10 protein-coding genes are annotated in these 14,087 nt (G+C 72.8%); 5 read left to right on the top strand and 5 right to left on the bottom strand.

The window, feature by feature from the left end; all coding sequences use genetic code 11:
- Positions 1–3: 3 nt before the first annotated feature.
- Positions 4–2,448 carry a delta-60 repeat domain-containing protein gene (locus I596_RS01935; protein WP_150131969.1) on the bottom strand — a complete coding sequence of 815 codons (2,445 nt, stop codon included), beginning with the start codon at positions 2,446–2,448 and terminating at the stop codon, positions 4–6.
- 246 nt (positions 2,449–2,694) lie between these two features.
- On the bottom strand, positions 2,695–5,160 hold the full coding sequence (locus I596_RS01930; RefSeq protein WP_067643400.1) for a delta-60 repeat domain-containing protein: 2,466 nt from the start codon (positions 5,158–5,160) through the stop codon (positions 2,695–2,697).
- Between the two features lie 165 nt (positions 5,161–5,325).
- Here I596_RS01930 and I596_RS01925 point away from each other — a divergent pair, with 165 nt between their 5' ends.
- On the top strand, positions 5,326–5,877 hold the full coding sequence (locus tag I596_RS01925; RefSeq protein ID WP_067643397.1) for an ECF-type sigma factor: 552 nt from the start codon (positions 5,326–5,328) through the stop codon (positions 5,875–5,877).
- Positions 5,878–5,949: 72 nt separating this feature from the next.
- Positions 5,950–8,406, top strand: coding sequence for a serine/threonine-protein kinase (locus I596_RS01920; protein WP_067643394.1), 2,457 nt, complete (start codon positions 5,950–5,952; stop codon positions 8,404–8,406).
- Between the two features lie 213 nt (positions 8,407–8,619).
- Here the strand turns inward: I596_RS01920 and I596_RS01915 are convergent, their stop codons facing one another.
- Positions 8,620–8,910: a hypothetical protein gene (locus I596_RS01915; RefSeq protein ID WP_067643391.1), complete on the bottom strand. Its 291-nt coding sequence runs from the start codon at positions 8,908–8,910 to the stop codon at positions 8,620–8,622.
- 355 nt (positions 8,911–9,265) lie between these two features.
- Positions 9,266–10,039, bottom strand: coding sequence for an SDR family oxidoreductase (locus tag I596_RS01910; protein WP_067643388.1), 774 nt, complete (start codon positions 10,037–10,039; stop codon positions 9,266–9,268).
- A gap of 124 nt (positions 10,040–10,163) precedes the next feature.
- Here I596_RS01910 and I596_RS01905 point away from each other — a divergent pair, with 124 nt between their 5' ends.
- The 3 genes from I596_RS01905 to I596_RS01895 all read left to right on the top strand — a co-directional run bounded on the left by I596_RS01905 (position 10,164) and on the right by I596_RS01895 (position 13,086).
- Positions 10,164–11,117 (top strand): helix-turn-helix transcriptional regulator, encoded by a 954-nt coding sequence (locus I596_RS01905; RefSeq protein WP_067643384.1) that lies wholly within the window; start codon positions 10,164–10,166, stop codon positions 11,115–11,117.
- 69 nt (positions 11,118–11,186) lie between these two features.
- Positions 11,187–12,476, top strand: a complete 1,290-nt coding sequence (purD, locus tag I596_RS01900) for a phosphoribosylamine--glycine ligase (RefSeq protein ID WP_067643381.1) — start codon at positions 11,187–11,189, stop codon at positions 12,474–12,476.
- A gap of 7 nt (positions 12,477–12,483) precedes the next feature.
- Positions 12,484–13,086: a class I SAM-dependent methyltransferase gene (locus I596_RS01895; RefSeq protein ID WP_067643378.1), complete on the top strand. Its 603-nt coding sequence runs from the start codon at positions 12,484–12,486 to the stop codon at positions 13,084–13,086.
- Between the two features lie 102 nt (positions 13,087–13,188).
- Here I596_RS01895 and I596_RS01890 read toward each other — a convergent pair whose 3' ends face one another.
- On the bottom strand, positions 13,189–14,085 hold the full coding sequence (locus I596_RS01890) for an adenylate/guanylate cyclase domain-containing protein (protein WP_067643375.1): 897 nt from the start codon (positions 14,083–14,085) through the stop codon (positions 13,189–13,191).
- Positions 14,086–14,087: the final 2 nt, after the last annotated feature.

Genomic DNA, 14,087 nt, shown 5'->3' with positions numbered 1-14,087 from the left:
GCCTCAGTCGAAGTCGTGGCGGACGATGCGCTCGGGCCGGAACAGCCGCACCGTGGTCTCGACCAGGCCGGCCGCGCCGTTGCCGACACCACCGCTGGTGCGGCCCTGCACGCGCAGGAAGTACGGCTGACCGACCGGCGCCCGGAAACCCGGCAGCATCCAGCCGCCGGCCACGCGCTGCATCGGGCCGAGCGTGGCGTAGCTGGCGCCGCTGGTCGAGATCGACAGTTGCGGCGGTCCGCTCAGCTCCGGGCTCGCACCGCCGCGCCGCCAACGCACGACGCCGCCCTCGACGCCGAGCCGCTGCAGTGCCGCCGTGCGCTGGCCGGCACGCGCCAACCGCCGTGAGCCGTCGCCGCCGAAGACGTCGAACGCGAGCTTGCCGTCGGCCTGGATCGCCACCGCGTTGGACTCGGCGGACGGCGTGCCCGCGACGAAGCCCGGATCGACGCTGCCGTCAGCGCGCAGCACCACGACGTCGATCGCGCGGCTCTGTCCGGCCAGCACGAGGCGTCCGGCGACCGCGAGCCGGCCGTCGGCCTGCAGCGCGACCGAGGCGACGTAGCCTTCGGCGATCGCCGGCACGAAACCGGCGTCCAGGCTGCCGTCGGCGCGCAACCGCGCCAGCGTCGGGCGCGGCTGACCGTCGATGCGCAGGAAATCGCCGGCCACGATCAACGCGCCGTCGGGTGCCGCGACGAGCGTGGTCACCGCGCCGTCGCCGACCTGCGGCGCGAACGCGGCATCGAGCGTGCCGTCCGCGAGCACACGCGCCAGCCCGCTGCGCGGCTGGCCGTCGATCGTGTCGAAGAAGCCGCCGATGACCAGGCGGCCGTCCGGCTGTTCGGCGGCCGTGACCACCGCGCCGTCGGCCTGTGGCGCGAAACCGCCGATCAGGCCGCCGTTGGCGGCGAACCGCGCCAGGTCGCGGCGTGGATGGCCGGATGCCTCGGTGAAGCTGCCGCCGGCGAGCAGGCCGCCGTCGGCGAGCGGCACGCCGGTCGCGACATCGCCGCCGAGCGCGCAGCCGCTGAAGTTGACGTCGAGGCTGCCGTTGTCGCGCAGCCGCGCCAGGCGCCGGCAGTCCTGCCCGGCGATCACCTCGAAGCTGCCGAGGATGCGCGTGGCGGCGGCATCGACGACCGCACTGACCACGGCATTCTCGATGTTCGGTGCGTAGGCCAGATCAGGCGTGCCGTCCACGCCGATCCGCACCGGCGAACCGATCTGCTGGCCGGCGTAGCGGCGCGGTCCGCTGACCAGCAGGCGGCGGTCCGGCAGCGGCGCGATCGCGAACGTGCCCTGATCGATCGCGACGGCGAAGTCGTCGTCGAGCACACCGGCCGGATACAGGCGCGCCAGGCGCGATCGCGTCCAGACGCCGAACTGCCCGAACGGCCCGCCGACCAGCAATTGGCCGTCGGCGAACTCGGCCAGCAGCGTCACGTTGTTGCCGGGTTGCGGACGGAAATCGGCCTCCACGCTGCCGTCGACGGCGAGCCGGGCCAGGCGCGTACGCGCCTGGCCGTCGACCTGGCCGAAGCTGCCGCCGAGCAGCAGGCGGCCATCGGCTTGCAGCGCCAGCGTCAGCACACTGCTGTCGGCGTCGCGGCGAAAGGCCGGGTCGACCAAACCGTCCGCGCGCAGTCGCGCCAGGTGCCGCCGCGCGAGGCCGTCGATCGTGGTGAACGCGCCGCCGGCATAGATCAGGCCTTCGGCGGTGACGGCCAGTGCCTGCACGCTGCCGTCGGCCTGCGTGTCGAACGCCGCGTCACGCCGGCCATCCGGGCGCAGCCGCGCCAGGAACCGGTGCGGCTGCCCGTCCACGCGCTCGAACGCGCCGCCGATCACCAGCGCGCCATCCGGTTGAGGGACGGCCGCGAAGACGAAGCCGTCGGCAGCCGTCGTGAAGCTCGCATCGCGCATGCCGGCCGTGGTCAGGCGCGCCAGGCGCCCCTGCGGCACGCCGTCGATGCGGGTGAAGTGGCCGCCGATCAGCAGCCGCCCGTCGGCCTGGCGGTGGATCGTACGGACCACGTCGTCCGCCTGCGGCGCGAACGCCGGATCGAGCGCACCGTCGGCGCCGAGCCGCGCGATACGACCGCGCGCGACCCCGCCGATCGACGTGAAGCTGCCGCCGATCACCAGCCGGCCGTCGGGCTCCACCACGATCGCATGGACGCGTCCGGAATCAATGCCGGCCGCGAACGTCGTGTCGATGCGGCCGTCGGCGTGCAGGCGTGCCAGGCCGATCGCGGCGATGCCGTCGACGACCGTGAAATCGCCGCCGATCAGCACGCGGCCGTCGGCCAGCTGTACGGCGGTACGGACCTCGCCGTTCGGGTTCGGCTTGAAGCCGACGACCTGGGCGCCGGCCGGCGGCGCGGCGAGCGCGACCGCGGCGGCCAGGGCCGCCAGCACGTGGGCGAGGGGGCGGGGAACGTTCATGCGAATGGACCTCTCGGGGACTGATGTCGCGGGGTTGGGTGTCGTGGGACGTGAAAGGGTGGTACCGATGCCGGAGACGAGCGATGCCGGCGGCGGGGAAGGCCCGAGCGGCGCCGGCGGCGGCCACTGGGGGGGGACGCACGCGTTTGCGGTGCGGTGCGCCGCCGCGCCGTCGCTCACGCGCCTCGTGACGCCTGCCACCGCCCGCATGCGATCGGTTCCGCGCATCGCATCGCTATGCGGCCGCTACTCGAAGCGGTCCTCGAAGATCCGGTCGACCAGGGCTGTGCGCAGCGTCGAGCGGACCACGCTCATCGACGAGCCGCCCGCACTGCTGACGCGCCCCTCGGCGCGCAACCAGAACGACTGGCCCGGCGTGGCCTGCAACCCGCTGGCCTCCCAGGCGTCGCCGACGCGCTGCATCGTCCCAGCCGGTACGTAGGTGATGCCGTTGGCCGAGACGAACAGCTTCGGCGGCGCCGCCAGTTCCGGGCTTGTCCCGGAACGGCGCCAGCGCACGGTGCGGCCCTGCGTCTCGAGCCGCTGCACGGCCGCGTCGGCCAGGCTGTAGCGGACCACGCCGTGGCCGGCGCCGCCGCCGTCGGCGAGCAGGCCGGCGACCAGCAGCCGGCCGTCGCCCTGCAGCGCGAGCGCCGTCGACGGGGCCGCTATCGGTATCGAGAACGCTGCATCGCGCGAGCCGTCGGCGTGCAGGCGCACGACGCCGCGCAGCGCGTCGTCGACCACGAACAGGCCGCCGAGGACCAGGCCCCCGTCGGTCTGCAGCTCGATGCTCGCGGCGTCGCCGAAGTCCAGCTCGGCGTCGAACGTGGCATCGCGCGTACCATCCGCATGCAAGCGTGCGATGCCGGGCGCGGATACACCGTCGACCGTCGTGAAGCCGCCGCCGATCAGCAGCTTGCCGTCGGGCTGCTGGACCAGCGACTGGATCGCGGCGTCGACGACGACGGCGAAGCTCGCATCGGACTGTCCGTTCGGCAGCAGGCGGCCGATGAAACGGCGCGGCTGGCCCGCCAGAGCCGTGAACTCGCCGGCCAGTACCAGGCGCCCGTCGGCCTGCTCGATCGCGCGCGCGACCCAGCCGTCGGCGCCCGGCGCGAAACCGGCGATCAGCGTGCCGACCTCGGTCAGCCGCGCGATGCCGGCACGCGGCTGACCGGCCACCGAGGTGAAGTCGCCGACGATCAGCCAGTCGCCCCCGGCCAGCGGAACCTGACCGGTCACCGTGCCCGAGCGTACTGCGCAACCGCCGAATCCGGCATCCGGCAGGGCACCGGCGCCGAGCCGGGTCAGGCCGTCACAGGTCTGGCCGGCGATCTGCGAGAAGGCGCCGCCGACGGTCACGCGATCGTCGGCGGCGACGACCAGACTCGACACGACCTGATTCGGCGCGGGACTCAAGCCGAAGGCGGTCCTGCCGAACGAGGTCAGCCACGCCAGGTTCCAGCGCATCTCGCCACCGATCGACTCGAAGGTGCCGCCGACGGCGATGAGACCATCGGCATGCACCGCCAGCGTGTCGATGAAGCCGATGCCTTCGTTGGCGGCGATCACGAAATCATCGTCGGGCGTGCCGACCGGATCCATCCGCGCCAACCGCGCGCGCGGCAGCCCGTTGATCTTGGTGAAGGCGCCGCCGAGGACCACGCGGCCGTCGGGCTGGATCAGCAGCTGCCCGACCGTGGCATCGGCGGCCGGCAGGAAATCCATATCCAGACCGCCGCTGATGTCGAGGCGCGCCAGCCGCGTGCGCAGCTGGTTGCCGAGCAACGTGAACATGCCGCCGATCCACAGCTGGCCGTCCGGTGCCAGCGCCAGCGCGGTGACCGTATTGTTCGCGCCGACCGTGAAGCTCGGATCGGCCGTGCCGTCGGCGCGCAGGCGCGCCAGGCGTGCGCGGTCCACGCCGTTGACGCGTGAGAACGTACCGCCGATGTAGAGCAGACCACCCGGCAGCGGCGCGAAGGCCGAGACCACACCGTCGATGTCGGCACGGAAGCCCGGATCGAGCCGGCCGTTGGCGTCGAGCCGCGCGACGTGTTCGCGCAGCTGGCCGGCGACCGTGCTGAACAAGCCACCGATCAGGATCTTCCCATCCGGCTGCGCGGCGAGCTGATCGACGTGGACGCCGCTGACCGTGGTCGCGAACGATGCGTCGACGCGGCCGCCGGCGTCGAGCCGTGCCAGGCGCGCCTGCGGCAGGCCGCCGACGCTGGAAAAGCTGCCGCCGACCAGCAGGCGGCCATTGGCCTGGCGCAGGAGCGCTTCGACCGCGCCGTCGGCGCCCGGGTTGAAGCCGGGGTCGAGCACGCCGTCGGTGCCGAGCCGCGCCAGGCGCTGGCGTGGGCTGCCCGCTACCTGCGTGAACGTGCCGCCGATGACGATGCGCCCGCCCGGCTCCACCACGATCGCGGCGACCGAACCGGCCGCGATCCGCGCGTCGAAGCCGGTATCGACGCGGCCGTCGGCATGCAGGCGTGCCAATGCGGTACGCGCGACGCCGCCGATCGCGGTGAAGTTGCCGCCGATCAGCAGCTTGCCGTCCGCCTGTTCGGCCATCGCGTGCACCGGGCCGTTCGGCTCGGGCGCGAAGCGGCTCTCGCGTAGCTGTGCGGCGACCGGTGTCGCACTCAGCGCGAGCAGACAGGTGCCCAGCAAGGCGGCCAGACGAAGCGAGATGCGAGCGGTCATGGGGGACTCCCGGTCGGCTTTGACAGACGGCGATCGACCGGACCCGGGATGGACCCGTGATCGCCTGCTCATCCTCGGAAACCCGCAATCGCGTGCCGGCCCGCCAAAGACCCGCAGGTCACCACCGCCCGCCTACAATCGGGCACGCCATCCGGAGGTCCGCCGATGACCGACATCACGCTGCTGCTCGCCCAGGCCCGCACCGGCGACGCCCAGGCCTGGGAGCGCGCGGTCGGCCTGGTCTACGAGGACCTGAAGCGCATCGCCCGCGGCCTGCTCGGCGGCCACGGCAGCGCCACGTTCAACCCGACCGTGCTCGTGCACGACTGCTATCTGCGGCTGGCGCGCGGCGGCGCCGACGGCATCGTCGACCGCATGCATTTCCTCGCACTGGCCGCGCGGGCGATGCGCCAGCTGATGCTCAACCACGCGCGCGACCGCGTGGCGCTCAAGCGCGGCGGCGGCGCCTCGCACGTGGACGCCGACGCCCACGCCGACGCGATCGCCGAGGAGGCGCGCGGCCTGATCGAGCTCGACTCGGCGCTGATGCGCCTGGAAGCAGAGGACCCGCGCTGCGTACGCGTCGTCGAGTGCCGGATCTTCGCCGGCATGACCGAGCAGGAAACCGCCGATGCGCTCGACCTGCCGCTGCGCACCAGCCAGCGGCTGTGGCTGGAGGCGCGGCAGCGCCTGGCGGATCTGCTCGATGAGACCTGAGCGGCGCGCTGGCGGACCCTGCCGCCGGACCGGGTTAGCGTCGATGTCCCCGCCCCGGCCAGCCCGATTCCGATGACGCACCGTGCACGCGACCTGCTCGAACCCGGCGTCCTGCTCGGCGGCGCCCTGCTGCGCGATCTGCTCGCGCGCAGCGACACCGAAGCGCTGCCCGCCGGCACGCGGCTGGGCGCCTATCGCGTCGTGCGTGAGCTCGGCCGCGGCGGCATGGGCGTCGTGCACCTGGCCGAGCGCGCCGACGGCGAGTTCGCGCAGCAGGTCGCGCTCAAGTGCCTGGCCGAACGCGGCAGCGCGGCCGGCACCGAGCTGTTCCGGCGCGAGCGGCAGATCCTGGCCGGCCTGCGCCATCCGAACATCGCGCGCCTGCTCGACGGCGGCAGCGACGCCGAAGGCCTGCTCTGGTTCGCGATGGAATGGGTCGAGGGCGAGCGCATCGATCGCCATTGCCGCCGCCACGGGCTGTCCCTGGACGCGCGCCTGCGGCTGTGGCTCGGCGTGGCCGAGGCCGTGCAGTTCGCGCATGCGCGGTTGCTGATCCACCGCGACATCAAACCCGGCAACGTGCTCGTCGATGCGGACGGACGGCCGCGTCTGCTCGATTTCGGCATCGCCGTCCTGCTCGGCGACGGCGACAGCCCGCGCGCGTACTCACCCGGCCACGCCAGCCCCGAACAGCTCGCCGGCGAGGCGGTCGGCACCGCCTCGGACCAGTATCAGCTCGGCCGTCTGCTGGCCGGCCTGCTCGTGCGCGACGGCGACGGCGACGCAACGGCGACCGGCCTTGGCGACGGGACGCCGCCCGCCGCGGCGCCGCCGTCGCTGCATGCGGCGCACTGGATCGCGATGCCGGCCGTGCGGCGGCGCGAGCTGCTGGCCGTGCTCGGCCGTGCCTGCGCCGCCGATCCCGCGGCGCGCTATGGCTCGGTCACGGAACTGCGCGCCGACATCGAGCGCCTGCGCGAGCGCCGTCCGGTCGAGGCCCTGCGCGGCCGCTGGCCGTATGTGCTCGCCTGCGCGCTGCGGCGGCGTCCGGTCACCGCCATCGCGGTGACGCTGGCGGGCCTCGCGGCGATCGCGCTGGTGCTGGCGTTCAACGCACGCCTGGCACGCGAGCGTGACCTCGCGCGTGCCGAGGCCGCCAAGGTCCGCGCGATCAACGCCTTCGTCAGCGACGACCTGCTCGCCGCCGCCGATCCGTTCACGGCCAGCCAGCCGGACCTGCGCGTGCGCGAAGCGCTCGACCGGGCGCTGGCGCGCGTCGGCAGGCGTTTCGCCGACCAGCCGGCGATCGAGTCGGAGCTGCGCCGCACGCTGGGCGCGACCTACGCCGGTATCGGCGAACTGGGCCTGGCCGGCGAGCAGTTCGATCGCGCGTACGCGCTGCGCCGCCGGCTGGCGCCGGCCGACGATCCCGACGCGGTCGGCATCGTGCTGCAGCAGGCGCGCCGCGACCTCGCCGCCAGCGACTACGCGGCCGCGCAGCACCGGCTCGAAACGCTGATCGGCGTGCTCGAGGCACGGCGCGACGGCGGCGGCGATGCGCTGATCGCCGCGCGCATCGCCCTGCTCGACACGCTGAGCTGGGCCGGCCGGCTCGACGAGGCCGTCACGCTCGACGCGACGCTGGTGCAGGCGCTGCAGACCCGCCCCGACGACGACGCGCTGAAGCTCGACCACGCCGACACGCGCGGCCACCTGTGGCTGCTGCAGGGCCATGCCGAGCCCGCCGCCGCCCTGTTCGACGCCACTGCCGCCCGCCGCGCCGCGCGCGACGGCGCCGACGACTACCGCCGCCTGCGCAGCCTCGAAGGCAAGGCGCGCGCGCTGCGCGACGGCGGCCGCCAGGCCGAGGCGATCGCGGTACTGCGCGACCTCCACGCGCGGCGCCTGGCGGTATTCGGCACCGAGCATCCGGAGACCCTGCGCAACCACAACGAGCTCGCCGTCGCGCTCAGCCAGAGCGGCGATCGCGCCGCCGCGATCGCGATCTGGACCGGCGACCTCGCGATCAAGCAGCGCCGGCTCGGCCCCGGCCACGCCAGCACGCTCAGCACGCGCTACAACCTCGCCAACGAACTGCTCGCGAGCCGGCGCTACGCCGAAGCCGAAACCGCGTTCCGCGCCCTGCTCGAAGCCGAACGTGCCGCACGCGGCGCCGACGATCCCGGCGCCTGGATCACGCAGATGAGCCTGGCCAATGCGATCGGCCGGCAGGACCGGCCGGCCGAAGCGCTCGGCCTGCTCGACGCCCTGCTCGACGATCCGGCCGCGCTGGGCGGCCGGCCCGAACGCGCGATCGCCCTGGTCTACCGCAGCCGCACACGCACCGCACTCGGCCGCAGTGACGCGGCGCTTGCCGACGCCCGCGCGGCCGTCGCCGCATTCGAGGCGACGGTCGGTACCGACCACCGCCGCACGGCGCAGGCGCGCGAATGGCTGGCCTCGCTCGAAGCGCCCGCGGCACCGGACAGGACCGGATCGAGCGACGCGCGGACGCCGCGCGAGCGCTGACGGCACCTCACGAAGAACCGGGTATGCTCGGCGGACCGCCGGCTGCTCGTCCGCGGCCACGGAGGCCGAAGCCGTTGTCCGCGCGGCAACCGGCGTCCGGCAGTCCGAGCGTCGCTCAGGTCACCCGGCAGGCACGGCAGCGCGGCGAAGCGTGAACGCCGGGCGCCCGATCGAGCCGGCCCGTGCCAATCGACGTGCGCCTCGGCGCAGCGGTCACTCGCGCGGCGATTGCTCCGGCACGCTGCCTTGACCGGCCACACGGATCGCCTGCCGGCGGACGACCCATGCCGCCACGGCCGGCACGCCGAACAACACCAGATGGATACCAATCTCCTCGCCGAGCGAATAGCCGTGCGAGAGGCCGACCGCGAGATTGGCTGCGCAGACCACCAGCCAGAAGCCGATGAACACGAGCGCCGCCAGCGGCCGTCGCACCGGCCGGCTGAGTCCGGTCGCGAGTGCGAGTACCACCAGGCCGATCAGGATCAGTACGAGGGTGCGCATGTCGTCGGTTCTCCTCTGCGGTGCGGCCAGCCGGTTGCGGACGATCGCATCGCGGTCGCGGCGAATCCGCCACGACGCGCCCGATGGCCGGCGTGTCGTTGCCGTCGTGCATCGCTCGCATCGCCGGATCCGGCGCCGGTCGCCGCCGACTTTAGCAGGTCGCCGGAAGCCGGCCTGCCCGGCCGTTTTCGATTTGCCCCGTCGTGACGGAGCCACGCCATCCGTTGCGCGCAGCGCACACAATCCGCCGCGCGCCCCGGGAGTCGCGCCTCACGATCGAGACGGCGCGCTCCGCCGGTACGGGCCGGCGCGCCGCGGGCACGTGACCACGCGGCGCGCCGTCCCCTGTTGCGCGTCAGCGCGTGGTGTAGCCGCCGTTCGCGAAGATCGTCTGGCCGGTGATCCACCAGCCGTCGGTGACCAGGAAGCGCACGATCGGCGCGATGTCCTCGATGTCGGTCAGGCCCTTCTTCGAGTGCTTGCTGAGCGCCGCCGCCGAGCTGTGGTAGGCCACCGCCTCGGCGCTCTCCTGGCCGTAGAAGAACGGCGTGTCCATCGGGCCCGGGCCGATCGCGTTGACCGAGATGCCGCGCTCGCCGAACTCCTTGGATGCCGCGCGCGTGTAGTGCTCCACCGGCGCCTTGCTGCCCGGGTAGACCGCGTAGTACGGCGTATAGGCCGCCAGCAGCGAGCTGACCAGGGTGACGATGCTGCCGCCGTCGGCCAGCGTGCGGCCGGCCTGCTGGATGAAGAAGAACGCCGCCTTCGAGTTGGCCGCGAAGCTGCGCTCGTAGTCGTCCTCGGTGACCTCCAGGATCGGCTTCTTGATGACCAGGCCCACCGTGTTGATCGCGATGTCGATGCGGCCGAAGCGCGCCTTCGTCTCGTCGAACAGGCGCGCGACGTTGGCGACCTCCGACAGGTCGCCCTGGATCGCGAACGCCTCCGCGCCGAGTGCCTTGAGGTCCGCGACGGTCTTCTCCGCATCGGCCCGCGACGCGTCGCTGTGGTAGTGGACGGCGATGCCGCGTGCGCCGCCTTCGACGAACTGCCGCGCGATCAGCGCACCGAGGTTCTTGCCGCCGCCGGCGATGACGGCGACCTTGCCGGTCAGGGTATGGTCGGACATGAGGGTGTCTCCTTGTGGGGGGGTGTCCGCCGGCGTGGCGAATGTGTCATTTGGCAACGCATCGCGGCCGGGGCCGGCAGATCCTGGCTAAGATGACGCCAACCGAGCCCGGGGTGTTTTCATCGTGTCCGCACGACTGTCAAATTCTCCGCATCCGGATGACGACAACTGGCTGACCGCGCGCGGACCGGGCGAGCCCGCCGCGGCGTTCTCGGTCCTTTCCGAGCGCCAGTGGGACGGCGTCGCGTTCCTGGTGTGCCGCGAGGACATCCGGCAGCGCACTACCTGGGCGATCACGCAGCCGCGCCATACGCTGATCGTGCACCTGGGCGGCGCGATGCGCGAGCTGGACACCGAGATCGAAGGCATCGGCGCCACCCACGACCCGCCGTCGCCGGGTGACATCTGGCTGGTGCCGGCCGGCGGCCGCTACGTCAGCCAGGCGCGCGGCCAGGTCATCACCTACGCGGAGCTGCGCATCGCACCCGACGCCGCGGCCGAGCTGCCCGGCGACGGCAGCGGCCGCCTCGACACGCTGCGGCCGTGCATGGCCCATCGCGACGAGTTCCTCTACTACGCGGTGGCGCAGATGGCACGCCTGGCCGCGGCCGAGGACGACCTGGCGGCGATGATGGGCGAGCGGCTGCAACTGATGCTGCGCCAGCACCTGTTCCGCGACTACCGCCGCGGCGGTGCCTGCCGTCCGGCCGGCGTGCGCCGTGCCGCCTTCGACGCGAAGACCGCCCAGCGCATCAGCGACTACGTCGCCGACACCCTCGACCGGCGCATCACCCTGGCCGAGCTGGCCGCGATCGCGGACTTCAGCGTGCACCAGTTGCTGATCGCGTTCCGCCACAGCTTCGGCACCACCCCGGCGCAATACGTGCTGGCGGAGCGCCTGCGTCGCGCGCGCTGGCTGCTGCTCAACAGCGGCCAGGACATCGCCACCATCGCGCTGGCGACCGGCTTCGCCAGCCACAGCCATCTCAGCGCCGCCTTCAAGCGCCAGGCCGGTATCAGCCCGCGCCAGTTCCGCGAGGGCCTGCGCACCCTGCCGACCGGCCGCCACGGCGACTGAACGGCTACGGGCTGCGGCCCCGCCGCGCCGGTTGGTACCATGCACGCCCTTTGACGGCGGGAAACAGGCATGAAGGTACTGGTGATCGGTTCGGGCGGCCGCGAGCACGCGTTGGCCTGGCGCCTCCGGCAGTCGCCGCGCGTCACCGAGGTGATCGTCGCGCCCGGCAACCCCGGCACCGCGCGCGAGCCGGGCATCCGCAATGCCGCCGTCGCCGCCACCGACATCGACGGCCTGCTGCGCCTTGCGCAGGACGAGGACGTGGCGCTGACCGTGGTCGGTCCCGAGGCGCCGCTGGTCGCCGGCATCGTCGACCGCTTCACCAAGGCCGGGCTGCGCTGCTTCGGCCCCGGTCGCATCGCCGCCCAGCTGGAAGGCTCCAAGGCCTTCACCAAGGACTTCCTGGACCGCCACAACATCCCCACCGCGCGCTACGCGGTCTTCACCGAGCTCAAGCCGGCCCTGGCCCATGTGCGCCAGCACGGCGCGCCGATCGTCATCAAGGCCGACGGCCTGGCCGCCGGCAAGGGCGTGGTCGTCGCGCTGACGCTGGGCGACGCCGAGCAGGCCCTGCACGACATGCTCGGCGCGCATTCGCTCGGCGACGCCTCCGCACGGGTCGTCATCGAGGAATTCCTCGACGGCGAGGAAGCCAGCTACATCGTGATCGCCGACGGCCGCCAGGCGCTGCCGATGGCGACCAGCCAGGACCACAAGCGCGTCGGCGAAGCCGACACCGGCCCCAACACCGGCGGCATGGGCGCCTACTCCCCCGCGCCGGTCGTCACGCCGGCGGTCGAGCGGCGTATCCTGGACGAGGTGATCGGCCCGACCCTGGCCGGCATGGCCGCCGAAGGCGCACCGTTCACCGGCTTCCTCTACGCCGGGCTGATGATCGACCGCAGCGGCGCACCGAAGGTCATCGAGTTCAACGTGCGCTTCGGCGACCCGGAGACCCAGCCGATCATGCTGCGCCTGAAGTCCGACTTCGTCGCGCTGATCGACGCCGCACTGGACGGCCGCCTCGACCAGGTCCAGGCCGAGTGGGACCCGCGCCCGGCGATCGGCGTCGTCTACGCCGCGCACGGCTATCCCGGCAAGGTCCGCAGCGGCGACGCCATCCATGGCCTCGACGGCGACTTCGGCCCCGACGTCAAGGTGTTCCACGCCGGCACCCGCGAGGACGCCGGCCACATCGTCACCGCCGGCGGCCGCGTGCTGACCGTCTGCGCGCTCGGCACCGACATCGCCGACGCCCGCGAACAGGCCTACGCGGCAATCCGCACGATCGGCTTCGACGGCGGCTTCTACCGGCGCGACATCGCGCACCGGGCAATCGGGCGCAAGCCGGCGGGCTGAGCTACGCATGGGTTCGACACCCTTTTCCGAACACGACGCCTCCCACGGCTGGGAGCAGGTGGCAGATGCCTTCATCGCCGCCCGTGATCGGTCCGCGATCGGCGTCGACGTGGTGCGTGCCTGGGCACGCGATCTGCCCCGCGGCGCCGCGATACTTGATCTCGGCTGCGGTACCGGCGTGCCGATCGCGCAGGCGTTGATCGAAGATGGCTTCAACGTCTACGGCGTTGACGCCTCGCCCACGCTGCTGGCCGAGTTCCGGCGGCGCTTTCCGCAGATGCACGCGGCCTGCAAGCCGGTGGAAACGTCCGCGTTCTTCGGCAGGCGTTTCGATGGCGTCGTCGCGGTCGGCCTCGTGTTCCTGCTGCCGGCGGACGTGCAGCGGTCCCTGATCTTCCGGGTCGCCTCGGCGCTCGATCCCGGCGGCCGTTTCCTGTTCACGGCGCCGGCCCAGGCCTGCGCCTGGGCGGACCTTATGACGGGACGGGAATCGCGCTCGTTGGGCGCGGATGCGTATGTGGGACTGCTTGCCGAAGCGGGGCTGGCCCTGGCCGGCAATGCGACCGACGAGGGCGGTAACTATTACTTCCACGCGGTGAAGCCGCGGTAGCGAGAGCCCCGCATCGGGTCGAACGCCTGGCTCACTTGAGGGGCTGGATGGAACGCTCTTCCCTGCCCCGCGGCCATCACGCCGGCCGCACGCTCCGCGCCCTCACCCGCCGCACTGGAAATACAGCGTATCGACCCAGTCCGGGTCGTGCGCCTGCCCCAGGCTCACGATGCCGCTGCGTCGCAGGTGCGCGTCCTCGCGGTGCACGTGCTGTTCGTCGTCTTCGCCGATGCGCAGCCAGCTGCCGTTGGTGGAGCGGTCGGTCAGCACGAAATGCCCGCGCTTCCATTCGATCACCGCGTGCAGCCGCGAGACCCAGTCGGCCTCGATGACCAGCCGGTTGGTGGGGTCGCGCCCGATCGTGAAGGCCTCCGACAGCTCGTCGATCTCGAACACCTGGCTGCGGTGGCGCAGCAGCAGCCGCGCGCGCGGCGCTTCAGTGGCGGACTGCACGACGCGCTGCACGGTGGTGACGTCGCCGAGGTCGTCGTGCCAGACCACCTCGGCGATGCCGACCGGCTGCGCCTTGCCGGAAACGCGGGCGCTGCCGAGCGAACGCAGGCGCAGGCCGGCGACCTGGGTGATGCCGGCGGTCATCGCCTCGCTGGCGACGATCTGGTCGCGACCCGCCAGCGAAGCCATGCGGGCGGCGACGTTGACCGCGTCGCCGAAGACGTCGCCTTCCTCGAACAGCGCCTCGCCGTGGTGCAGGCCGATGCGGATGCCCAGGCTGTCGCGTACGAACTGGGCGTCGCCCTTGATGCGGCGCTGCATGTCGCTGGCCGCGAACAGGCCCTGGATCGCCGCGGGGAACGTGCACATGATCTCGTCGCCGATCGTCTTGACCAGGCTGCCGCCGTGGCGATGGGCGACTTCGAGCAGGGCCTGCAGCACGCCGGCGATCAGCGCGCGCGCGGTGACGTCTCCCCGTGTCTCGAACAGCTTGGTGCTGCCGGACACGTCCGCGAACAGGATGGTCGCTGCCTTGCGCTCGTTCATGG

This window comes from Dokdonella koreensis DS-123, assembly GCF_001632775.1.
Lineage (GTDB): Bacteria > Pseudomonadota > Gammaproteobacteria > Xanthomonadales > Rhodanobacteraceae > Dokdonella > Dokdonella koreensis.
Note: the sequence above shows the minus strand (reverse complement) of the source record. Positions and strands in the feature narration are given on the sequence as shown.